The following is a 21,627-nucleotide window of genomic DNA, read 5'->3' as shown; positions in this document are numbered from 1 at the left end:
TCCGGCGCGGGACGGGCGCTCGACGGCGGCAGCACGGGCCGCGCATTTCCTGTGCCTCCGCTGTGCGCAAGGTAGTTCGAATATCGATCGATGTGATCGTTTCTATATCCCCACACTTCATTCACAGCGAAATGCCAGGAGTTCGTGCGACGAATTTCACTCTCACCAACCTCCCGCCGATATGCACCATTTAAACGGGATGAATCATCACCTAACGGGCGATCGTCGACGGTTTGACTTCCGAATGGCCGGGAACACGCAATATCCCTCGGGGGTTTTACGCAGGCCGATCGGCGGGTCTATGGTGCAGCAGATGTCCAAAGCTCCGAGTGAAATTCAGCGGGCCCCGATCACCCCGGAGAGCCGGGAGTCGGAGCCGAGACACGAGCAGACCCTGACGGCCCCGGGGGCGCCCTCCCCCGCCTCCCGGACCGCGCCGGCCCGCACCGGGACGCCCGTACCGGCCAAGCGCCGTGACGCGTACTTCGACAATGTGAAGTACCTCGCGATCGTGCTCGTCGCCGTGGCCCACGCGTGGGAGCCGGTGATGGACGGCAGCCGTACGACGCGGGCGCTGTACATGGTCGTGTACACGTTCCACATGCCGGCGTTCATCCTCGTCTCGGGCTATTTCTCGCGGTCGTTCGACATGAGCCCGGCCAAGGTGAAGCGGCTCGTCACCGGGGTCGTGGTGCCCTACGTGCTCTTCGAGACCGCGTACTCGCTCTTCAAGCGGTACGCCGGCGGCGACGCCACGGACATCACCCTGCTCGATCCGCTGTTCCTCACCTGGTTCCTGATCGCCCTGTTCATCTGGCGGGTCACCACCCCCCTGTGGCAGTCGCTGCGCCACCCGCTCCCGGTCGCCCTCGTGATCGCCATGCTCGCCTCGGTGACACCCGGCATCACCGACGACCTGGACCTGCAGCGCGTCTGCCAGCTCCTGCCGTTCTTCGTGCTCGGCCTCCTGATGAAGCCGGAGCACTTCCAGCTGGTCCGGCGGCGGGAGGTGCGGCTGCTGTCCCTGCCGCTGTTCGCCGGAGCCCTGGCCTTCGCCTACTGGGCCGCGCCGCACATGCGGCTCGGCTGGTTCTACCGCAGCAACAGCGCCCAGGAGATGGACTTCCAGTGGTGGACGGGGCCCGTGATGACCCTGGCCATGTTCGGATGCGCGCTGCTGCTCACGGTCGCGTTCCTCGCCTGGGTGCCGCGCCGCCACATGTGGTTCACCGTGCTGGGCGCCGGAACGATCTGCGGCTACCTGCTGCACGGCTTCCTGGTGAAGGGCGCCGGGTACTACGGCCTGTTCGACCGTTACGAGTGGCTCTCGGGCCCCGCGGGTCTCGTCGCCGTCTCCGTCGTCGCGGCCGCCGCCGTGACCCTGCTGTGCTCCCCACCGGTCCGGCGCGCGCTGCGGTTCGCCACCGAGCCGGACATGAACTGGGCGTTCCGCCGGAACCCCGCCAAGCGCTGAGCCTGTCCGGATCGGCCCCCTTCCGAGGGGGCCGGTCCCGTCCGGACGTCAGCCCGCTCCGGGGTTGGCTTGATCCCGCCGTTGGTCGGCCCTCGCACCCCCGTCGAGCCCCAACAGGCCGCGCACCTGCGCATACTTCGCCGTCAACCGGGTACGGGTGGCCGGCTCCAGGACCGCGAGCCGGTCCGGGTCCGCGTTGTGCGCCAGATCCGCCTCCTTGATCAGCAACGCACCGGGCGTGGCGAGAATCCGCCCGGTGTAGGCGCGGAGGTCCTCGCCGTCCCGCTTGGTGACGGCAAGGACCATGTCTTTGACCCGCCGGGTCAACGGGGCCTCCTCCAGCCACTGCCGGGGCAGGGCTCCGTCCTCCACCGCGTCGTGCAGCCAGGCCGCGGCCCGCTGCTCCTCGTCGCCGCCGCGGACCCGCACCCCCTCGGCCACCGCGGCCAGGTGTTCCGTGTAGGGGCGCCCCGCCTTGTCGGTCTGCCCGCGATGGGCCTCTCGGGCGATCGTCTCCACCTGGGCCAGGGTCAGATGCGGCATCGGCATGGGCCGACTCTACGCCGGAGAACCTCGCTCCTTCGAGGGGTCCACACCTGCGGCCCGGATCGTTCGGTAAACTAATTACTGACGATTCCTTGACGCACTCTTGACCGACATGAAGGAGACGGGCTCATCGGACACGCAGACACGCTCATCGCCATGGGGGGCGCGTTCCTCGCCGCCGCCGTCCTCGCCCGCCTCGGCGGACGCATCGGACTACCGACCATCCCCCTGTTCATCCTTGCCGGGATCCTGCTCGGCCCACACACACCAGGGGTCGTCCTTCTCGACGACCCGCACGACCTGGAGATGCTCTCCGCGCTCGGTCTGGTGCTGCTGCTCTTCTACCTCGGCCTCGAATTCCACCTGGACGACCTGAAGACGGGCGGGCGCAAGATGGCGCTCGCCGGCGGCGCCTACCTCGCTCTGAACGTCGGCGCCGGTCTCGGCTTCGGCTTCGCGCTGGGCTGGGGCACCTCGGAAGCGCTGGTGCTCGCGGGTGTGCTCGGCATCTCGTCGTCGGCCATCGTCACGAAGGTCCTGGTCGACCTCGGCCGGATCGGCAATCCCGAGACGCGGCCCATCCTGGGCATCATCGTCGTCGAGGACGTCTTCCTCGCCCTCTACCTGGCCGCCCTGCAGCCGATCCTGTCCGGTGCGGACAGTCTCGGGGCGGCGGTGCTCGACGGCGGCAAGGCCTTCGGGTTCCTGCTGCTGCTCGCCCTCCTGGCCAGGTTCGGCACGAAGGTCATCGGCAAGCTGTTCGACACCAAGGACGACGAGCTGCTCGTCATCTCCTTCCTCGGTGCCGCCGTCTTCGTGGCCGGGGTCTCGGAGTGGTTCGGTGTCGCCGACGCGATCGGCGCGTTCATGGTCGGTCTGATGCTCGGCAGCACCTCGTCGGGCGACCGCATCCTGAAGCTGGTGCATCCGCTGCGTGACGCGTTCGGTGCGATCTTCTTCTTCGCCTTCGGACTGTCCATCAACCCCGGCGACCTTCCGAGCGTGGTCTGGCCGGTCCTCGCGGCCGTCGCCGTGACCGTCGCGATGAACGTCTTCGCCGGGATGGTCTCGGCCAGGATCTACAGCTTCGGGCCGCAGGCCACGGCGAACATCTCCACGACGCTGCTGGCGCGCGGTGAGTTCGCGCTGATCCTCGCCACGATGGCCGCGGCCGCGGGCCTGGACGAACGGCTCTCCCCGTTCATCGCCGGGTACGTACTGCTCCTCGCCGTCCTCTCCCCACTGGCGGCCGGACGCTCGCACTGGCTCGCCCGGATCCTGCCCGGAGGGCGTACGCGGGACCGGGAGGCCGACAAAGAGGCGGTACCCGTCTGAGGAGCGTGCGCGACGAACACCGGACGGATGTACCGGGTGCGGGGGCGGGCCCGTGTACCCGGTACATCCCCGGAAAGATCTCACGTTCGGGTGAGCGGCGAACGTCCCGCTTGACGCCTGTACCGTTTCAACCGCTTCCGTACGGTTCAGGGACGACGGGACAGCAGCAGGAGCGCACGGTCGTCGTTGACGTCCTTCGCGCAGGCCTCGATCAGATGCCAGGCCGCGCCCTCGAAGCCCGTCGCCACATAGCGGTCGGCCTCCCCGGTCAGGCGGTCGATGCCGTCGGAGATGTCGCGGTCGGACGCCTCCACCAGACCGTCGGTGAAGAGCATCAGGACGTCGCCGGGCGCCAGTGAGCCCTTCACGGCGTCGAACTCCGCCCCGTCGTAGACACCCAGCAGGGGGCCCTCGGCGGCCTGCTCCTCCCACTGGCCACTGCCCGAGTGCAGTTGCAGGGCGGGGGGATGTCCGGCGGAGAGGAGTTCGTAGTCGCCGGACTCCAGATCGAGCACGAGGTGGATGGAGGTGGCGAAGCCCTCGTCCCAGTCCTGGCGCAACAGGTAGGCGTTCGCCGCGGGCAGGAAGCCGTTCGGCGGCAGGGATCCCAGGAGTCCGCCGAAGGCTCCGGACAGCAGCAGGGCGCGGGAACCCGCGTCCATGCCCTTGCCCGAGACGTCGGTGAGCACGACCTCCAGGGTGCGCCCGCCGTTGGTGCGGGCGGCGACGACGAAGTCGCCGGAGAAGGACTGGCCGCCGGCCGGGCGGAGCGCCATCTCACGGTGCCAGCCCTCGGGAAGCCTGGGCAGCGCGCTCTGGACCCGGATCCGCTCGCGCAGGTCGAAGAGCATCGTGCCGCCGCGTCGCCACGGCACCCCCACCCTGGCCCGGAACTGGGCGATGACCAGACCGAACAAGCCGCAGGCCGCTACGACCAGGACGGTGCCCGGGGTGACCCGGGCAGGGCCTTCCGCGTAGGGGCCGAGGACGACGGACTCCACTATCAGGGCGGCGGCCGCGGTCGCGTAGAGACTCAGCAGACTGGCCGGCCGCAGCAGCAGACCGCCCGCCACGATCGGCAGGGCCAGGGCGGCCGGTGAGCACCACACCGGGTCGAGCAGAGTGCCGCAGGTGATCACCGGGATGGTGACCAGCAGACCGGCCAGGGCTATCCAGTCGGAGCCGTCACCGCGGAAGTAGTCGACACCGGATCTGCGCAGCGCGATGCGCGCCCGGTGCGCTGATCGGCGCCACCGGGCGGGGTAGGTGTCTGGTCCTCTGCGACGTGCCATTGTCGGGACCTTATCCATCCGACGGCCTCCGGTGCAGGGGGACCTCGTGGCAATGTGTTCGAAAGTGGGTCGCCCTGGGTGGTTCGTTCCTGGTAAGCAGGGTGCATGACCACGGAATTGCGCAGGTTGTCGGAGTCGGAATGGGACACCTGGCTCGGCTGCGCCGAGTTGGCCTTCGGCGGCGTTCCGCTCTCCCCGGAGAAGCGCGAGTTGTACGCGGCGCTGACCGAGCCGCAGCGCGCCATCGGCCACTGGGACGGTGCGGAGTGCGTGGGGACGGCCGGTGCCCACGACTTCCGGGTCACCGTGCCGGGCGGCGCGGCGGTCCCCGCCGCGGGAGTCACCATGGTGAGCGTGGCAGCGACGCACCGCAGGCGGGGACTGCTGACGTCGATGATGCGGCGCCAGTTGGACGACGTCCGCTCATGGGGTGAGCCGCTCGCGGTGCTGCTGGCGTCGGAGCCCGGCATCTACGGACGGTTCGGCTACGGTGCGGCCACGGCGGAGATGAACCTGCGGATCGACACCTCCCGGGTCCGCCTGGCCCTCCCCCCGGGCACGGACACGGTGCGGGTCCGCCGGTCCTCCCCGCCGGAGGCGCTCGACGCCTGCGAGGCGGTGTACGCGCGGCTGGCGGAGACCCGGCCCGGGACGCCCCTGCGCCGACCGGGCTGGGAGCGGATGCCCGTGAGCGACCCGGAGAGCGGACGGGACGGAGGCTCCCCGTTGCAGTGCGTCCTCGCGGAGCGGGACGGCGAGGTGACGGGGTACGCCACGTTCAGCCTACGGCCGTCCTGGGACGATGCCAGTCCCCGGGGCACGGTGGCGGTGCGTGACCTGGCGGCGCTCGACCCCGCCTCGTACGCGGCGTTGTGGCGCTTCCTGTTCGGGATCGATCTGATGTCGGTGGTCGAGTGCCACAACCGGCCGGCGGACGACGCCGTGCTCCGGATGGTCTCCGACGTCCGGCGCTGCGACGTACGGCTGCGGGACGGGCTGTACGTGCGGCTGGTCGAGCTGGGCGCGGCGCTGGAGGCCCGGACCTACCGGACGCCGGTCGACGTGGTGCTGGAGGTGGAGGACACCTTCTGCCCGTGGAACGCGGGGCGTTGGCGGCTGACCGCCGACGCGAAGGGCGCAGCCGTCTGCCGACGGACGGATGACGAGCCCGAACTGGCCCTCTCCGTGTCGGCGTTGGGGGCCGCCTACCTGGGCGGGGTGTCGCTCACGACGCTTGCGGCCGCCGGGCAGGTGCGGGAGACGCGGCCGGGCGCGCTGGACGGGGCCGCGCTCGCGTTCTCCTCGGACGTGCAGCCGTGGTGCCCGCACGGTTTCTGAGTCCCGGCCCTCAGGGCTGTCCCGTAACCCCTGGCGGGCGCACGACGACAGCTACGGCACCTCGCCGCGTTGTCGGCACGCCCGAATACATCCGGTATGCGGACGTCCCTCCGCCTTGCGATGCACCGCATCTGACGCCGCGCGCTGATCCACCAGGGATTACGGGGCAGCCCTCAGGGTTGGCAGGCCGGGCACCAGAACAGGTTGCGGGCCGCCAGTTCGGCCGTACGGATCTCGGTGCCGCAGATGTGGCACGCCTGCCTGGCCCGGCGGTAGACGTACACCTCGCCACCGTGGTCGTCGACCCTCGGGGGCCGGCCCATCGCCTCCGGCAGGTGTTCGGGGCGGACGGTGTCGATCCGGTTGTTCCGTACGCCCTCGCGCATCAGGACACCGAGATCGGCCCAGAGCGCGTCCCACTCGCCCCGGGTGAGGTCCTTGCCCGGGCGGTAAGGGTCGATGCCGTGCCGGAAGAGGACCTCGGCACGGTAGACGTTGCCGACGCCGGCGACGACCTTCTGGTCCATCAGCAGGGCGGCGACGGTGACGCGGCTGCGGGAGATCCGCTGCCAGGCCCGCTCCCCGTCCTCGTCGGCGCGCAGCGGGTCCGGGCCGAGCCGGTCGTGTATCGCGCGCTTCTCGGGGCCGGTGATCAGGGCGCACGTGGTGGGCCCGCGCAGATCGGCGTGGTGGGCTTCGTTGAGCAGGCGCAGCCGGACCGTGTCGGTGGGCGGGTGCGCCGGTACCGTGCCGAAGCCGAGCTTGCCGAAGAGGCCGAGGTGGATGTGGACCCAGGCCGATCCCTCGAAGCCCAGGAAGAGGTGCTTGCCGTGGGCGTCGACGCCGGTGAAGGTCCTGCCGTCCAGGAGTGCCGCGCTGTCGGAGAACTTCCCCTGGGGGCTGCTCACCCGCACCGGACGGCCGGCGAACCGCTCGTGGTGGTCCGCGGCGAGGCGGTGGATCGTATGCCCTTCGGGCACGGCGGGTCTCCTGGTAACGCGTGCGTGCCGCCGGGTGTCCGCCCGGCGGCACAGGGGAAGCGGGTGCGGGCCGTTCAGCCCTGCTGGGGGTGGTGGGCCGGGATCGGGGGGAGCTCGCCGGTGTCCTCGTACCTCGCCAGCATCTCGATGCGGCGGGTGTGGCGCTCCTCACCCGAGTACGGGGTGTTGAGGAAGATCTCGACGAACTTGGTGGACTCCTCCACCGTGTGCATCCGGCCGCCGATGGCCACCACGTTGGCGTCGTTGTGCTCACGGCCGAGCGCCGCGGTCTGCTCGCTCCAGGCCAGCGCGGCGCGGACGCCCTTGACCTTGTTCGCGGCGATCTGCTCACCGTTGCCGGAACCACCGATGACGATGCCGAGGCTGCCCTTGTCCGCGGCCGCCCCCTCGGCGGCGCGGAGGCAGAACGGCGGGTAGTCGTCCTGGGCGTCGTAGATGTGGGGACCGCAGTCGACGGGCTCGTGGCCTTGGGCCGTGAGCCACGTGACGAGGTGGTTCTTCAGTTCGTAGCCGGCATGGTCGGAGCCGAGGTACACGCGCATGGAGCGAAGTGTGACACGAGCGGGGCCGGGTATCCGTCAGCGGGGTCGGCAGGCGTAGCCCTGTGCGGGAGCCGGAACTGTGGGCGACGCCACTCGGGCAACGATCGGGTCAAAGAAGCGGATGAAGGGGTTCCGGTTCTGGTGTCGTGCGGGCTTGAATGCGTGGCCTTGCCTTCGCAGCACCCCCGCGGAGGCAAGAACCTGACACACGTGATCAGAAAACGTAAGGATTCGATCCATGACGTCGCACACGACTCTGGCCGGACCGGGCCAACAGCCCGGCGAGCCGGACGAGCCGGACTCCTCCGGCGGGCTCCAGGCCGGGCTCAAGAACCGTCACCTCTCGATGATCGCCATCGGCGGCGTGATCGGAGCCGGCCTCTTCGTCGGCTCGGGCGCCGGCATCGCCGCCGCGGGACCGGCCATTCTCCTGTCGTACGCGCTGGTCGGTCTGATGGTCGTCTTCGTCATGCGGATGCTCGGCGAGATGGCCGTGGCCCGGCCGAGCTCCGGCTCCTTCTCCGCCTACGCCGACCAGGCACTGGGGCGCTGGGCCGGCTTCTCCATCGGCTGGCTGTACTGGTTCTTCTGGGTCGTGGTGCTCGCCGTCGAGGCCACGGCGGGTGCCAAGATCCTGGAGAGCTGGATACCCGGCGTACCGCAGTGGGCCTGGGCCCTGATCGTCATGGTGGTGCTCACGGCGACCAATCTGGTCTCCGTCGGCTCGTACGGAGAGTTCGAATTCTGGTTCGCCGGGATCAAGGTCGTGGCGATCGGCGCGTTCGTCGTCGTCGGCCTGCTCGCCGTCTTCGGTCTGCTGCCGGGCACGGACAACGCGGGTTCGGGTCTCTCCCACCTCACGGACACCGGCGGGTTCTTCCCCGAAGGGCCGGGGGCGATCCTCACGGGCGTGCTGATGGTCGTCTTCTCCTTCATGGGAAGCGAGATCGTGACCCTGGCGGCCGGTGAGTCCGAGGATCCTCGGCGCGCCGTCTCCAAGGCCACCAACAGCGTGATCTGGCGGATCGCGATCTTCTACCTGGGCTCGATCTTCGTCGTCCTGACGCTGCTGCCGTGGAACGACCCGTCGATCGTCGAGGACGGTTCGTACGTCGCCGCGCTGAACGTCATCGGCATCCCGCACGCCGGCCAGGTCATGGACGTCATCGTGCTGACGGCCGTGCTGTCCTGTCTCAACTCGGGCCTCTACACGGCCTCTCGCATGGCCTTCTCCCTCGGGCAGCGGGGCGACGCGCCCAAGGCGTTCGCCAAGGTCAACAAGCGGGGCGTGCCGCGGGCGGCGATCCTGTCGTCCGTCGTGTTCGGTTTCGTCGCCGTGTTCTTCAACTACCAGTGGCCCGACACGGTGTTCGCGTTCCTGCTGAACTCCTCGGGCGCGGTCGCCCTGTTCGTGTGGCTGGTGATCTGCTTCACCCAGCTGCGGATGCGCGGCATCATCCTGCGCGAGTCCCCGGAGAAGCTCGTCGTACGGATGTGGTTCTTCCCGTATCTGACCTGGGCGACGATCGCGATGATCTCGTTCGTCCTCGTCTACATGCTGACCGACGACGCCGGGCGCGAGCAGGTCCTGCTGTCGCTGCTGGTCGCCGCCCTGGTCGTGGGGGTCTCGCTGGTGCGCGAGGCCCGCGGCCGGAAGGCGAAGGCGGCGGCACCGGGAGAGTGACCCGTACACGTCCCTGACGGCGGGGGCGGGAGAACGCGAGAGGCTCGCCGGTCCGTCATCAGGACCCGGCGAGCCTCTTCGGTGGTGCCGGCGGTGTCAGCCGCGACGCCCTGCGAGCTTCCAGGAGGCGGGCAGCGCCCCCATGGCCAGCGCGGCCTTCAGGGCGTCACCGATCAGGAACGGCACGAGGCCGGCCGCGACGGCGGCGCCCATCGACATGCCGGTCGAGAGTGCGAGGTAGGGCACGCCGACGGCGTAGATGACGAGGGAGCCGACGGCCATGGTTCCGGCGGTGCGCAGCATGGACCGGTCGCCGCCGCGGCGGGCCAGGCCGCCCACGACCGTGGCGGCGAGCAGCATGCCCAGCACGTAGCCGAACGAGGCTCCGCCCGGGCCTGAGGTGCCCTCGGAGAACCACGGCATGCCGGCCATGCCGACGAGCGCGTACAGGGTGAGGGAGAGGAAGCCCCGGCGGGCACCGAGCGCGGTGCCGACGAGCAGCGCGGCGAAGGTCTGGCCCGTGACCGGGACCGGGGAACCGGGGACGGGCACGGCTATCTGGGCCGCGATGCCGGTGAGCGCGGCGCCGCCGACGACCAGGGCCGTGTCCACGGCGTATCGGTGCCGGGCTGCGGGCAGCAGGTCGGCGAGGACCGCTCCGGTACGGGTGGGGGCGGCAGCAGTGCTCATCGGGACTCCGCGGGTGAGGTCGGCAGGCAGGGACGGATCTGAAGGTGACGTTAGCCGACGGCACCGCGCCCGTTCACCAGCAGCCGCCCACAAAGCGGCGGTTGAGCCGGTAGTCGGGTTCGGACAAAGAGCGTGACGCAATCACCGATCGACGTGATGCTGGTCACGGAGGTGGAGGTGTGCCCGGCCCGCCGTTCGGGAAGGGGAACCGCCCCGTGAGACTGTAGGTTCCCCATAAAATGATCCGAGAGTGATCCACAGCTCATGCGCGACGCGCCCCCCACGCACTCCCCCGTACCGTCCGAGCCCCTGGCACACGGCCTGAAGCAGCGCCATCTGACGATGCTCGGTCTGGGCGGGGTGATCGGCGCCGGTCTCTTCGTCGGGTCGGGCGCCGGGATCGCGGTCGCCGGGCCCGCCGTCGTCGTCTCGTACCTGATCGCGGGCACGCTCGCGATGCTGGTGATGCGGATGCTCGGCGAGATGTCGGCGGCGATGCCCGCGTCCGGGTCCTTCTCCGTCCACGCGGAACGCGCGCTGGGCCGCTGGGCCGGATTCAGCGTGGGCTGGCTCTACTGGTTCATGCTGGTGGTGGTGCTCGCCGTGGAGGCGACGGCTGCCGCGCGGATCGCCCACGGGTGGGTGCCCGCCATGGACCAGTGGCTCTCGGTGCTGCTGTTCATGGTGGTGTTCACCGTGGCCAACCTGACGGCCGTGAAGAACTTCGGCGAGTTCGAGTTCTGGTTCGCCTCGCTGAAGGTGGCCGCGATCGTGGCCTTTCTGGCGCTCGGCCTGCTGGCCGTCCTGGGCGTCCTGCCGGACACCGATCCGGTGGGGCTGACGAACCTCACCGGCCGGGGCGGCTTCCTGCCGAACGGCTGGGACGGCGTGGTCTCCGGCGTGCTCAGCGTGGTGTTCGCCTTCGGCGGGCTGGAGGTCGTCACGATCGCGGCGGCCGAGACCGACGATCCGGCACGCGCCGTGGGGCGTGCGGTGCGCAGCGCGGTGGTGCGCATCCTCTTCTTCTACGTCGGTTCGATGCTGGTCATCGTGACCGTGCTGCCGTGGACCGCCCAGCGGGCCGGGCTCAGCCCGTACGTGAAGGTCCTGGATTCGATCGGGGTGCCGTCGGCCGGGCAGCTCATGAACATCGTGGTGTTCGTGGCGCTGCTCTCGGCACTCAACGCCAATCTGTACGGCTCGTCCCGGATGATCTTCTCGCTGGCCGAGCGCGGCGAGGCGCCGCGCGGGCTGCTGAAGGTGTCGGGCGCGCGGGGCGCCGGTGTGCCCCGGCGGGCCGTCCTGGCCTCGGTGGCCTTCGGATTCGTCTCCGTCCTGCTCAATCTCCTGTGGCCCGACACCGTCTTCCTCTACATGCTCAACTCGGTCGGGGCGGTCCTGCTGTTCGTCTGGGGCCTGATCGCCGCCTCGCAGCTGCGGCTGCGGCGCCGGCTGGAAAGGGAGGCGCCCGACGCCCTGACGCTGCGGATGTGGCTCTTCCCCTATCTGACCTGGGTGACCCTGGCCGGTCTGCTGACCGTCCTGCTGCTGATGCTCACCGACGACGTGGCCCGTACGCAGGTGCTGTGGTCGGCGGGGGCCACCGCGCTGGTGCTGCTCGTGGCGGGCGCCCGGGAGCTGCGGGCGAAGCCGTAGGCGGGTGAGCACCTTGTGTGAGCCCGGTGACCGTATAGCGGACAGCCGTTCCCCGTGGGCGGGGCCGGTGGCCAGACTGTGGGCCGATCTCTGTCCCGACCAGTGAACTGAGCCTGTCCCATGTCCCGGACCTCCGCGCCGCCCCCCACGGACGCCGCCGCCCCCACCCCCGACTCCGCTCTCACCCACGGACTCAAACAGCGCCACCTGTCGATGATCGCCCTGGGCGGAGTGATCGGGGCCGGACTGTTCGTCGGCTCGGGTGCGGGCATCGCCGCGGCCGGACCCTCGATCGTCGTCGCGTACGCCGTCTCCGGACTGCTGGTCATGTTCGTGATGCGGATGCTCGGCGAGATGTCGGCGGCCAACCCCGCGTCCGGTTCCTTCTCCGTCCACGCGGAACGGGCGATCGGGCCGTGGGCGGGCTTCACCGCCGGGTGGTCCTTCTGGGTACTGCTCTGCGTCGCCGTGGGCCTGGAGGGCATCGGTGCCGCTCAGATCGTCACGGGCTGGCTGCCCGGTACGCCGGAGTGGGCCTGGGTCGCCCTGTTCATGGTGATCTTCCTCGGCACGAATCTCGCCGCCGTGAAGAACTTCGGCGAGTTCGAGTTCTGGTTCGCCGCGCTCAAGGTCATCGCGATCACGCTCTTCCTGGTGCTGGGCGTCCTCGCGATCCTGGGCGTGCTGCCCGGCACGGACTCCCCCGGCACCACGAACCTCACCGGGGACGGCGGCTTCATGCCGCACGGCTCCGAAGGCCTCATCATCGGTCTGCTCGCCTCCGTCTTCGCGTACGGCGGTCTGGAGACCGTCACCATCGCGGCCGCCGAGTCCGAGAACCCGGTGCAGGGCGTCGCCAAGGCGGTGCGTACGGCGATGTGGCGCATCGCCGTCTTCTACATCGGTTCGATGGCGGTCATCGTGACCCTCGTGCCGTGGGACGACCCCGCGGTCGCCGAGGTCGGCCCCTTCTACGCGATGCTCGACCACCTCGGCATCAGCGGCGCCGCCGAGATCATGAACGTGGTCATCCTGGTCGCCCTGCTCTCCGCGATGAACGCCAACATCTACGGCTCCTCACGGATGGCCTGCTCGCTCGTCGCCCGCGGCCAGGGCCCGAAGGTGCTCGGCAGGATCTCCGGGGGCGTCCCGCGCAACGCCGTGCTCGCCTCCTCCGTCTTCGGCTTCCTGTGCGTGCTGCTCAGCTACTGGCGCCCCGAGGACGTCTTCCCCTGGCTCCTCAACATGATCGGCGCCGTGATCCTGGTCGTCTGGATCTTCATCGCCGTCTCCCAGCTGATCCTGCGCAAGCGCCTGGAGCGCGAGGCACCGGACCGGCTCGTCGTCCGGATGTGGCTCTTCCCCGGCCTGACGATCGTGGCGCTGGCGGCCATGGCCGGCATCTTCGTCCTGATGCTGCGCCAGCCCGACACCCGCGACCAGCTGCTGGCCACCGGAGCCCTGACCGCGCTGCTGATCGTGACCGGCCTGGTGCGGCAGAGGCGGGCCGGGCGCGGCGGAAACTGAGTGCGTGCGGCACGGTCGTTCTGCGAGGGTGCTCCCATGAGTCCCCTCCCCCCTGATCCGACCGTGCTGCACCCCATGCCCGGACAGCCACGCGTCGTACAGCTCCAGCCGCTGGTCACGTCCCCGCTCATCGAGGTCGGCGCGTACTCGTACTACGACGACCCCGATGACGCGACCGCGTTCGAGACCCGCAACGTGCTGTACCACTACGGCCCGGAGAAGCTCGTCATCGGCCGATACTGCGCGCTGGGCACCGGGGTTCGGTTCATCATGAACGGCGCCAACCACCGCATGGACGGCCCGTCCACCTTTCCGTTCCCCACCATGGGCGGCTCCTGGGCCGACCACTTCGACCTGCTGGCCGGGCTGCCCGGCCGGGGCGACACCGTGGTCGGCCACGACGTGTGGTTCGGCTACCGGGCGACCGTGATGCCGGGCGTGCGGATCGGGAACGGCGCGATCATCGCCGCCGGCTCCGTCGTCACGTCCGACGTACCGGACTACGGCATCGTCGGCGGCAATCCGGCGAAGCTGCTCCGCACCCGCTACGACGAGGCGGACATCGTCCGGCTCCTCGCCGTCGCCTGGTGGGACTGGCCGGCCGAACACGTCACCGCGCACGTCCGCACCCTGATGTCGGGCAGCGTCGACGACCTGGAGGCAGCGGCGCCTCAACCGGACTGAGCAACGAGCACGACCCTGAGCAGGGGCAGCTCACGCCCCGGGATCGCCGAGGACACGGCCGTCCTTCTCCGCGACCACCGTGCGCCCCTCGCGCAGGTCGCCCGGACGCATGGTCAGCTCGTCACGGCAGGCAGCCAGAAAGGCCTCGTCGTACCCCCAGTGCGCCTTGGACCGCAGGGCCAGCTCCGTCAGGGCCTCGGCCTCCGAGGGCCGCCCGGGCCGCAGTTGCATACCTTCCTCCTCCGTAGCCTGCCGAGTACCGTACGCGTGCCCGTACATGAGGCAGCAAGGTTCCGTCCGCCCCGGCGTAACCCCGTGTGGCTTTGGTGGTTGCTCCGCGCCAACCGAGGAGCCCGCATGTCATTCCAGCATCCGCGCCGCCGTTCGATCCTTCTGGCCACAGCGGCCGTCTCCGCCGCCGCGGCGGCCCCCGCCGTCGCCTCCGCCCCGCACGGGGGCGGGAGGAAGGGCCCGCTCGTCATCGGCCACCGGGGCGCCGCCGGGTGGCGGCCCGAACACACCGCGTCCGCCTACACCTTCGCTGTGCGGGCCGGGGCCGACTGGATCGAGCCCGACCTGGTCCCGACGAAGGACCACGTCCTGGTGGTCCGCCACGAGAACGAGATCTCCGGCACCACGGATGTGGCCCGGCACCCGGAGTTCGCCGGCCGCCGCACCACGAAGACGGTGGACGGGCGCGCCGTCACCGGCTGGTTCACCGAGGACTTCACCCTCGCCGAGCTGAAGACGCTGCGTGCCGTGGAGCGCCTCCCCCTGGTCCGCGACCGCAACACGGTCTTCGACGGCCGCGAGGGGGTCATGACCTTCCAGGAGGTCGTCGATCTGGCCCGCTCCCTCTCGAAGGAGCACGGCCGCCGGATCACGGTCTTCCCGGAGACGAAGCACCCGGTGTACTTCCGTTCGATCGGCCTGCCGCTGGAGCCGGAGCTCATCCGGCTCGTCCGCCGCAACCGGCTGACCGCCCGCGACTGCGTGGTCCAGTCCTTCGACCCGTCCAGCCTCCGAGAGGTGGCCGCGGCGCGCCTCGGCCTCCCGCTGTGGCAGGCGCTCGGGACGAGCGGCGGACCGTACGGCCACCCGGCGACGTACAAGGAGATGATGACGCCGGCCGGGCTGCGTGAGATCGCCTCGTACGCGGGGTGGATCGGTCCGGACAAGTCCTCGCTGGTGCCGCCGTCGACCCTGCTGGAGGACGCCCATGCGGCGGGGCTCAAGGTCGGGGCGTACACCTTCCGTGCCGAGAACCAGTACCTCCCGGCCGCGTACCGGAAGGGCACGGCGCCGAACGGCTTCGGTGACGCCTTCGCCGAGTACGCCTTCCACTTCGGCCGGGGCGTGGACGCCGTCGTGACGGACTTCCCCGACCTGGCCGCGGACGCACGCGACGGTCTGCGCGCCTAGGACCGAGGACTGATCACTTCCGGCCCCTCCTCCTGCTAGCCTGCAATTGCGAACGACTTGCAATAACAATCAGTGAGCAGTTGGAGGGTTCGAACTCATGGCCACGTACACGCTCCCGGAACTCCCCTACGACTACGCGGCGCTCGAACCGGTCATCAACCCGCAGATCGTCGAGCTCCACCACGACAAGCACCACGCCGCGTACGTCAAGGGTGCGAACGACACCCTGGAGCAGTTGGAGGAGGCCCGCGACAAGGGGGCCTGGGGCGCGATCAACGGCCTCCAGAAGAACCTCGCGTTCCATCTCTCCGGCCACATCCTGCACTCCATCTACTGGCACAACATGAGCGGTGACGGCGGCGGTGAGCCCCTCGCGGCGGACGGTGTGGGCGACCTGGCCGACGCGATCGCGGAGTCCTTCGGCTCCTACGCCGGCTTCACCTCCCAGCTGACGAAGGCCGCGGCGACCACGCAGGGCTCCGGCTGGGGCGTCCTCGCCTACGAACCGGTCAGCGGCAAGCTGATCGTCGAGCAGGTCTACGACCACCAGGGCAACGTCGGCCAGGGCTCGGTCCCGATCCTGGTCTTCGACGCCTGGGAGCACGCCTTCTACCTGCAGTACAAGAACCAGAAGGTGGACTTCATCGAGGCCATGTGGCGCGTCGTCAACTGGCAGGACGTGGCGAAGCGCTACGCCGCCGCCAAGGAGCGCGCGGACGTGCTGCTGCTCGCCCCCTGACGGCGAGCCCCCGGGCGTCCTGCCTCGTGATCGTCTTCTCAACCTTCACCGGGCAGGCGGATGGACGGAGAGCCCCCGCGAGGACATGACTCGCGGGGGCTCTCCCATGACCGCGCCCGCGCCGACAGCTTCAGCGTGCCGGTTCGGCCATCTCCTGGGTCCCGATGACGGCGAGCAGCTCGAGGAGAGAGGCGCTGTCGGCGCCGACCGCGGGAGTGAACCAGAGCAGCCGCTGCCGTCCGTCCTCGCTGAACAGGTGGAGGCAGTTGACCTCGATCAGGCCGAGGGTGGGGTGTTGGAGGCGCTTGCGGTCATCGCGCCGGAACGCCACGTCGTGGTCGGCCCACAGAGCGGCGAACTCGGGGGAGATGCCGAGCAGCGCGTCGATCATCGAGCGGGCTTCGGTGTCCTTGGCACTCCGTCTGGCGGCAGCGGCCCGCAGGTCGGCGACGAAGGCCCGCGACTGACGCTCATGGTCGGCCTCGGGATACAGCCGACGGGAGTCGGGGTCGGTGAACCACCGGTGGACGAAGCTGGCCCGGAGGCCGCGGAGGCCGGAGTGGTCCCCGAGCAGCGCCACGGCGAGCGGGTTCTGCACGAGGGTGACGTGCAGGTCGGTGATGACCTGTGCGGGCGTCGATGTCAGACGGGTGAGCAGATCGAGCATGCCGGGATGGACGTGTGCGGCGGGCGTGCTGTGCACGGGCACCGGGCGGTCCGCCAGGCGATAGAGGTAGTCGCGCTCGTCAGCGGTCAGGCGCAGTGCCCTCGACAGCGCGGCGATCATCTGCTCGGACGGCTGGGAGCCGGCTCCGCGTTCGAGTTCGTTGTAGTAGTCCACCGATGCTCCGGCCAGCTGGGCGACCTCGTCGCGGCGCAGCCCGGACACCCGGCGCCGTGGCCCGGAGGGAAGGCCCACGTCGGCCGGGCGGATGCGGTCACGCCGCGAACGCAGGAAGGCTCCCAGCTCGGTGTACTTCACAGAACCCATGTCCCCATTGTGCGCCGGGCCGGGCCCCCGACCCAGGGGATGGCGTCCCCTGGCTCCGCCGGCCGATGCGGCGCATCGTGGAGGGCATGACCACGAATCACCCCGCTCACACACCTGCGACCGTACGGGTCGCCATCGTCACCGGCGGATCACGCGGCATCGGCCGGGCGGTCTCCTGCCGGCTGGCCCGGGACGGCCTGGCCGTCGTGGTGAACTACGCCCGCGACGCGGCTGCGGCCGAGGAGACGGTGTCGGCGATCACCGCCGCCGGCGGGCGGGCGATCAGCGTGCGGGCCGACGTGGCGGACGAGCATGCGGTCGCCGCGCTGTTCGACCGGGCGGAGCAGGAGTTCGGCGGCGTGGACGTCGTCGTCAACTGCGCCGGCCGGCTCGCCCTGTCGCCCATCGCCGATCTCGACCTGGCGGTGCTCGACGCCCTGCACCGCACCAACATCCGCGGCACCTTCGTCGTCGCCCAGCAGGCCGCCCGGCGCCTGCGTGCGGGCGGCTCGTTCGTAGGGTTCTCGACCTCCGTGGTCGGCACCCAGCTCCCCGGGTACGGCGCCTACGCGGCCGGCAAGGGAGCCGTCGAGTCGATCACGCTGATCCTCGCCCGCGAGCTGCGCGGACGGGACATCACCGTGAACACCGTGGCTCCCGGTCCCACCGCCACGGACCTGTTCCTCGAAGGCAAGACGCCCGAGCAGATCGACCAGCTCGCCGCGGCACCGCCGCTGGAGAGGCTGGGCACCCCGGAGGACATCGCCGGAGTGGTCGCCTTCCTCACCGGCCCGGCGGGGCGCTGGGTGAACGGCCAGATCCTGCGGGCCAACGGGGGCCTGGTGTGACGACACGGCCGGACGGCACCGGCCTCAGCGGACGAACAGCCCCGTGACCATGCCCTCGGGCTTCCGCCCGGGGAGAAGACCCACTCCAGGAGAGAGACACCCATGCCCTTCGCCCACTTCAAGGTCCCCGCGCACACCGTCACCGCCGAGGACAAGAAGAAGATCGTCGAGCGCACCACCGATCTGTACGTGGAGATCTTCGGTGAGCGTGCACGTCCCACGACTGTCGTGCTCGTCGACGAAGTCGTCGACGGCGGCTGGGGTGTCGGCGGCGAGGTCCTGACCGCCGCCCTGCTCAACGGCGACGCCTGACCCTCACCCGCGAGGAAGGCCCCCGGTGAGTCACCAGGGGCCTGATCGTGCCGGTCGGCCGGGTCAGTCGAAGACGGGGCCCTGCGTGCGGGTCCGCTTGATCTCGTAGAAGCCGGGGATCGACGCCACCAGCAGTGTGCCGTCCCAGAGCTTCGCGGCCTCCTCGCCCTTCGGGGCGGGGGTGACGACCGGGCCGAAGAACGCGATCTGCTCCCCGTCGGCGCCGGGCACCGCGATGACCGGGGTGCCGACGTCCTGGCCGACCTTGTCGATGCCCTCCTGGTGGGAGGCGCGCAGCTCCTTGTCGTACGCGTCGGAGTCGGCGTACTCCAGGAGCTCGGCCGGCAGGCCGACGTCGGCGAGCGCGCCCGCGATCGCCTCACGGGTGGGGCCCTCGCCGTTGTTGTGGAAGCGGGTGCCGAGGGCCGTGTAGAGCGGACCGACGATCTCGTCGCCGTGCTTCTGCTGGGCGGCGACGACGACGCGGACCGGTGCCCACGCCTGGGTGCGCATCATCTCCTGGTACTCCTCGGGCAGCTCGTCGAGCCTGGGCTCATTGAGCACCGCCAGGCTCATCACGTGCCAGCGCACCTCCACGTCGCGGACCTTCTCGACCTCCAGCATCCAGCGGGAGGTCATCCAGGCCCAAGGGCAGAGCGGGTCGAACCAGAAATCGGCCGGGACCTTGCTCGCGGCCGTGCTGTTCTCGGGCATGTCTCTCCTCGTGAGGTCGGTCTGCGCCTGTGAGGCGGAACACCATGGGCCCCTCCCGCCATTCCCGCGCGCCGGCGCCGATTGCCGCATGGGAGGATCAAAGGTCTTCGATCGAGACACAAAGGAGTGCTCCGTGCCCGGTGAGAACCTGTCCCGCGACGAGGCCCGCGAGAGGGCCGAGCTGCTGACCGTCGACGGTTACGAGGTCGCCCTCGACCTCCGCTCCGCCGTCGGTGAGCCCGACGGGGGCGACGACGCCGGTCCGCGCACCTTCCGCTCGCAGACCACGATCCGCTTCCGCGCCGCCCGCGCCGGGGCCTCGACCTTCGCCGATCTGCTGGCCCCGTCCGTGGACGCCGTCACGCTGAACGGCGAGGACCTCGACCCCGCGGCCGTCTTCGACGGCACCCGGATCGCGCTGGAGGACCTCGCCGCCGGGGAGAACGTCCTGGTGGTGGACGCGCGGTGCGCCTACAGCCGGACCGGCGAGGGCATGCACCGCTTCGTCGACCCGGAGGACGGCGAGGTCTACCTCTACACGCAGTACGAACCGGCCGACGCCCGGCGCGTCTTCGCCAACTTCGAACAGCCCGACCTCAAGGCGCCGTACCGCTTCGAAGTGACGGCCCCCGAGGGCTGGCGGGTCTGGAGCAACGGCGCGGAGGAGTCCCAGGAGGGCGAGGTCCACCGGTTCGCGGAGACCCTGCCGATCTCGACGTACATCACGGTGGTCGTCGCGGGCCCGTACCACTACGTGAGCGACCACTACTCCCGCACCTTCGACGACGGCACCACGCTGGAGATCCCGCTCGGCGCGATGTGCCGCAAGGGGCTCGCGCGCCACTTCGACGCGGACGACGTCTTCCAGATCACCAAGCAGGGCCTGGACTTCTTCCACGACCACTTCGACTACCCGTACCCCTTCGGGAAGTACGACCAGGCGTTCGTGCCGGAGTACAACCTCGGCGCGATGGAGAACCCGGGCCTGGTCACCTTCCGCGAGGAGTACATCTACCGCGGCAAGGTCACCTCGGCCTCCTACGAGCGCCGCGCCAACGTCATCCTGCACGAGATGGCGCACATGTGGTTCGGCGACCTGGTCACCATGCAGTGGTGGGACGACCTGTGGCTGAAGGAGTCCTTCGCCGACTTCATGGGGTCGTTCTCGATGGTCGAGGCGACCCGCTTCACCAACGGCTGGATCACCTTCGCCAACAACCGCAAGGCCTGGGCCTACCGCGCCGACCAGCTGCCGTCCACGCACCCGATCACGGCCGACATCCGTGACCTGGAGGACGCCAAGCTGAACTTCGACGGCATCACGTACGCCAAGGGCGCCTCGGTGCTCAAGCAGCTCGTGGCGTACGTCGGACGGGACGCGTTCCTGGAGGGCGCCCGCCGCTACTTCAAGCAGCACGCCTTCGGCAACACCCGGCTGGGGGACCTGCTCTCGGTGCTGGCCGAGACGTCGGGGCGCGACATGACGGCCTGGTCGCGCGCATGGCTGCAGACCGCGGGGGTCAACGTCCTGACCCCGGTCGTGACGTACGACGACGAGGGCCGCGTCGCGGAGCTCGCGGTGACCCAGGAGGCCGCCGCCTCGCACCCGGAACTGCGGCCGCACCGGGTCGCGGTCGGTCTGTACCGGCTGTCCCCGGAGGGCGGGCTGGTGCGGTACGCCCGCGCCGAGACCGATGTGGCCGGGGAGCGCAGCGTGGTCGCGGAGCTGGCCGGGTCGGAGAGGCCCGACCTGGTGCTGGTCAACGACGACGACCTCACCTACTGCAAGATCCGCTTCGACGAGGGGTCCCTGGCCGCCCTGCGCGCGCACCTCGGTGACATCGGCGACCCCCTCGCCAGGGCGCTCTGCTGGTCCGCGCTGTGGAACATGACGCGGGACGCCGCTCTGCCCGCCCGGGACTTCGTCGCCCTGGTGCTGGCGCACGCCGGCCGGGAGAGCGACATCGGCGTGCTCCAGATGCTGCACGCCTGGGCGCAGTCGGCACTGGTGCACTACGCGGCGCCGGCCTGGCGCGAGGAGGGCGGCCGGGCACTGGCCGAGGGCGCGCTGGCGGAGCTGCGGCGCGCGGAGCCGGGCAGCCAGCACCAGCTGACGTGGGCCCGGTTCTTCGCCGCCGTCGCGGTGTCGGACGCGGACTTCAAGCTGCTGGGCGGGCTGCTCGACGGCTCGGCCGTGATCGACGGTCTGGACGTCGACCAGGAGCTGCGGTGGGCGTTCCTGGCCCCGCTGGCCTCGCACGGCAAGGCCGACGAGGCGGTGATCGACGCCGAACTCGCCCGGGACGACACGGCGTCGGGCAAGCGGCACCACGTGCGGTGCCTGGCCTCCAGGCCCTCGGCCGCGGTCAAGGCGCAGGCATGGGCGGTGGTCGTGGAGTCGGACAAGCTGTCCAACGCGCTCGTCGAGGCGACGATCTCGGGCTTCGGGCAGCCCTCGCAGCGGGAGCTGCTGGCGCCGTACACGGCCTCGTACTTCGAGGCGATCGAGCGGGTGTGGGCCGAGCGGTCCATCCAGATCGGCATGGACGTGGTCAGGGGCCTGTTCCCCGGTCTGCAGGACGACCCCGCGACCCTCGCCGCGACGGACGCGTGGCTGACCTCGCACCCGGACGCGGCACCGGCGCTGCGGCGGCTGGTCCTGGAGGCGCGGGACGATCTGGCCCGCGCGCTGCGGGGTCAGGAGCGCGACGCGAGGGCATGACTCTCCGGGCGCGGGGCCCCCCCCCCCCGGGGGGGGGCGCGCCGCCCCAACCCGGGGGGGGCCCCCCCGATCGGCCAAACAAAAGCCCCGCAATATGAGGGGGGTGTGGA

At 70.4% G+C, this 21,627-nt stretch carries 19 protein-coding genes and 1 pseudogene; 12 read left to right on the top strand and 8 right to left on the bottom strand.

Translation table 11 applies throughout. The features are described from left to right. The first annotated feature begins 313 nt into the window (after nt 1-313). The gene (locus ABT001_RS15030) at nt 314-1,474 is read left to right on the top strand and encodes an acyltransferase family protein (protein ID WP_351276853.1); all 1,161 of its coding nucleotides are present in this window, start codon (nt 314-316) and stop codon (nt 1,472-1,474) included. Between the two features lie 48 nt (nt 1,475-1,522). On the opposite strand, the gene ABT001_RS15025 is transcribed toward ABT001_RS15030, so the two are convergent. Next, the gene (locus ABT001_RS15025) at nt 1,523-2,023 is read right to left on the bottom strand and encodes an HD domain-containing protein (protein ID WP_351276851.1); all 501 of its coding nucleotides are present in this window, start codon (nt 2,021-2,023) and stop codon (nt 1,523-1,525) included. A 153-nt stretch (nt 2,024-2,176) separates the two neighbouring features. Here ABT001_RS15025 and ABT001_RS15020 point away from each other — a divergent pair, with 153 nt between their 5' ends. Continuing rightward, the gene (locus tag ABT001_RS15020; protein WP_351276848.1) at nt 2,177-3,355 is read left to right on the top strand and encodes a cation:proton antiporter; all 1,179 of its coding nucleotides are present in this window, start codon (nt 2,177-2,179) and stop codon (nt 3,353-3,355) included. A gap of 146 nt (nt 3,356-3,501) precedes the next feature. On the opposite strand, the gene ABT001_RS15015 is transcribed toward ABT001_RS15020, so the two are convergent. After that, the gene (locus ABT001_RS15015) at nt 3,502-4,647 is read right to left on the bottom strand and encodes a PP2C family protein-serine/threonine phosphatase (RefSeq protein WP_351276845.1); all 1,146 of its coding nucleotides are present in this window, start codon (nt 4,645-4,647) and stop codon (nt 3,502-3,504) included. 105 nt (nt 4,648-4,752) lie between these two features. Between ABT001_RS15015 and ABT001_RS15010 the strand changes: the two genes are divergently transcribed. After that, nucleotides 4,753-5,985, top strand: coding sequence for a GNAT family N-acetyltransferase (locus ABT001_RS15010; protein WP_351276843.1), 1,233 nt, complete (start codon nt 4,753-4,755; stop codon nt 5,983-5,985). 173 nt (nt 5,986-6,158) lie between these two features. Here the strand turns inward: ABT001_RS15010 and ABT001_RS15005 are convergent, their stop codons facing one another. Beyond that, nucleotides 6,159-6,965 (bottom strand): Fpg/Nei family DNA glycosylase, encoded by an 807-nt coding sequence (locus ABT001_RS15005; RefSeq protein ID WP_351276840.1) that lies wholly within the window; start codon nt 6,963-6,965, stop codon nt 6,159-6,161. 74 nt (nt 6,966-7,039) lie between these two features. Beyond that, the gene (locus tag ABT001_RS15000; RefSeq protein ID WP_351276837.1) at nt 7,040-7,528 is read right to left on the bottom strand and encodes a ribose-5-phosphate isomerase; all 489 of its coding nucleotides are present in this window, start codon (nt 7,526-7,528) and stop codon (nt 7,040-7,042) included. A 238-nt stretch (nt 7,529-7,766) separates the two neighbouring features. On the opposite strand from ABT001_RS15000, the gene ABT001_RS14995 reads away from it, so the two are divergent. Continuing rightward, entirely contained in the window at nt 7,767-9,212 is a 1,446-nt protein-coding gene (locus ABT001_RS14995) for an amino acid permease (protein ID WP_351276835.1), read from the top strand. Nucleotides 9,213-9,308: 96 nt separating this feature from the next. Here the strand turns inward: ABT001_RS14995 and ABT001_RS14990 are convergent, their stop codons facing one another. After that, the gene (locus ABT001_RS14990; RefSeq protein ID WP_351276833.1) at nt 9,309-9,902 is read right to left on the bottom strand and encodes a biotin transporter BioY; all 594 of its coding nucleotides are present in this window, start codon (nt 9,900-9,902) and stop codon (nt 9,309-9,311) included. 264 nt (nt 9,903-10,166) lie between these two features. Here ABT001_RS14990 and ABT001_RS14985 point away from each other — a divergent pair, with 264 nt between their 5' ends. The 3 genes from ABT001_RS14985 (at nt 10,167) to ABT001_RS14975 (ending at nt 13,769) form a co-directional block, all read left to right on the top strand. Continuing rightward, entirely contained in the window at nt 10,167-11,558 is a 1,392-nt protein-coding gene (locus ABT001_RS14985) for an amino acid permease (protein WP_351276830.1), read from the top strand. 120 nt (nt 11,559-11,678) lie between these two features. Beyond that, nucleotides 11,679-13,085 (top strand): amino acid permease, encoded by a 1,407-nt coding sequence (locus ABT001_RS14980; protein WP_351276828.1) that lies wholly within the window; start codon nt 11,679-11,681, stop codon nt 13,083-13,085. Nucleotides 13,086-13,121: 36 nt separating this feature from the next. After that, nucleotides 13,122-13,769 (top strand): CatB-related O-acetyltransferase, encoded by a 648-nt coding sequence (locus tag ABT001_RS14975; protein WP_351276826.1) that lies wholly within the window; start codon nt 13,122-13,124, stop codon nt 13,767-13,769. A gap of 45 nt (nt 13,770-13,814) precedes the next feature. Here ABT001_RS14975 and ABT001_RS14970 read toward each other — a convergent pair. After that, a pseudogene (locus ABT001_RS14970) lies at nt 13,815-14,000 on the bottom strand (GNAT family N-acetyltransferase); the annotation flags it as partial. A gap of 126 nt (nt 14,001-14,126) precedes the next feature. On the opposite strand from ABT001_RS14970, the gene ABT001_RS14965 reads away from it, so the two are divergent. Together ABT001_RS14965 and ABT001_RS14960 are read left to right on the top strand one after the other, a co-directional pair. Continuing rightward, nucleotides 14,127-15,191, top strand: a complete 1,065-nt coding sequence (locus tag ABT001_RS14965) for a glycerophosphodiester phosphodiesterase family protein (protein ID WP_351276823.1) — start codon at nt 14,127-14,129, stop codon at nt 15,189-15,191. Nucleotides 15,192-15,288: 97 nt separating this feature from the next. Beyond that, the gene (locus ABT001_RS14960; protein WP_351276821.1) at nt 15,289-15,930 is read left to right on the top strand and encodes a superoxide dismutase; all 642 of its coding nucleotides are present in this window, start codon (nt 15,289-15,291) and stop codon (nt 15,928-15,930) included. A 130-nt stretch (nt 15,931-16,060) separates the two neighbouring features. On the opposite strand, the gene ABT001_RS14955 is transcribed toward ABT001_RS14960, so the two are convergent. Then, nucleotides 16,061-16,921: a helix-turn-helix transcriptional regulator gene (locus tag ABT001_RS14955; RefSeq protein WP_351276818.1), complete on the bottom strand. Its 861-nt coding sequence runs from the start codon at nt 16,919-16,921 to the stop codon at nt 16,061-16,063. Between the two features lie 86 nt (nt 16,922-17,007). Between ABT001_RS14955 and ABT001_RS14950 the strand changes: the two genes are divergently transcribed. Together ABT001_RS14950 and ABT001_RS14945 are read left to right on the top strand one after the other, a co-directional pair. After that, nucleotides 17,008-17,769, top strand: coding sequence for an SDR family oxidoreductase (locus ABT001_RS14950; RefSeq protein ID WP_351276815.1), 762 nt, complete (start codon nt 17,008-17,010; stop codon nt 17,767-17,769). A gap of 102 nt (nt 17,770-17,871) precedes the next feature. After that, the gene (locus ABT001_RS14945; protein WP_351276812.1) at nt 17,872-18,081 is read left to right on the top strand and encodes a tautomerase family protein; all 210 of its coding nucleotides are present in this window, start codon (nt 17,872-17,874) and stop codon (nt 18,079-18,081) included. Nucleotides 18,082-18,144: 63 nt separating this feature from the next. Here the strand turns inward: ABT001_RS14945 and ABT001_RS14940 are convergent, their stop codons facing one another. Next, nucleotides 18,145-18,795 (bottom strand): mycothiol-dependent nitroreductase Rv2466c family protein, encoded by a 651-nt coding sequence (locus ABT001_RS14940; protein ID WP_351276809.1) that lies wholly within the window; start codon nt 18,793-18,795, stop codon nt 18,145-18,147. Between the two features lie 133 nt (nt 18,796-18,928). Here ABT001_RS14940 and pepN point away from each other — a divergent pair, with 133 nt between their 5' ends. Next, nucleotides 18,929-21,517, top strand: coding sequence for an aminopeptidase N (gene pepN / locus ABT001_RS14935; protein WP_351276807.1), 2,589 nt, complete (start codon nt 18,929-18,931; stop codon nt 21,515-21,517). The last annotated feature ends 110 nt before the right edge of the window (nt 21,518-21,627 follow it).

The sequence above is a fragment of the Streptomyces sp. NPDC002793 genome (assembly GCF_040295485.1).
Taxonomy (GTDB): Bacteria; Actinomycetota; Actinomycetes; order Streptomycetales; family Streptomycetaceae; genus Streptomyces.
The sequence above is the reverse complement of the archived record's forward strand: the minus strand, read 5'-3'. Positions and strand labels throughout refer to the sequence as shown.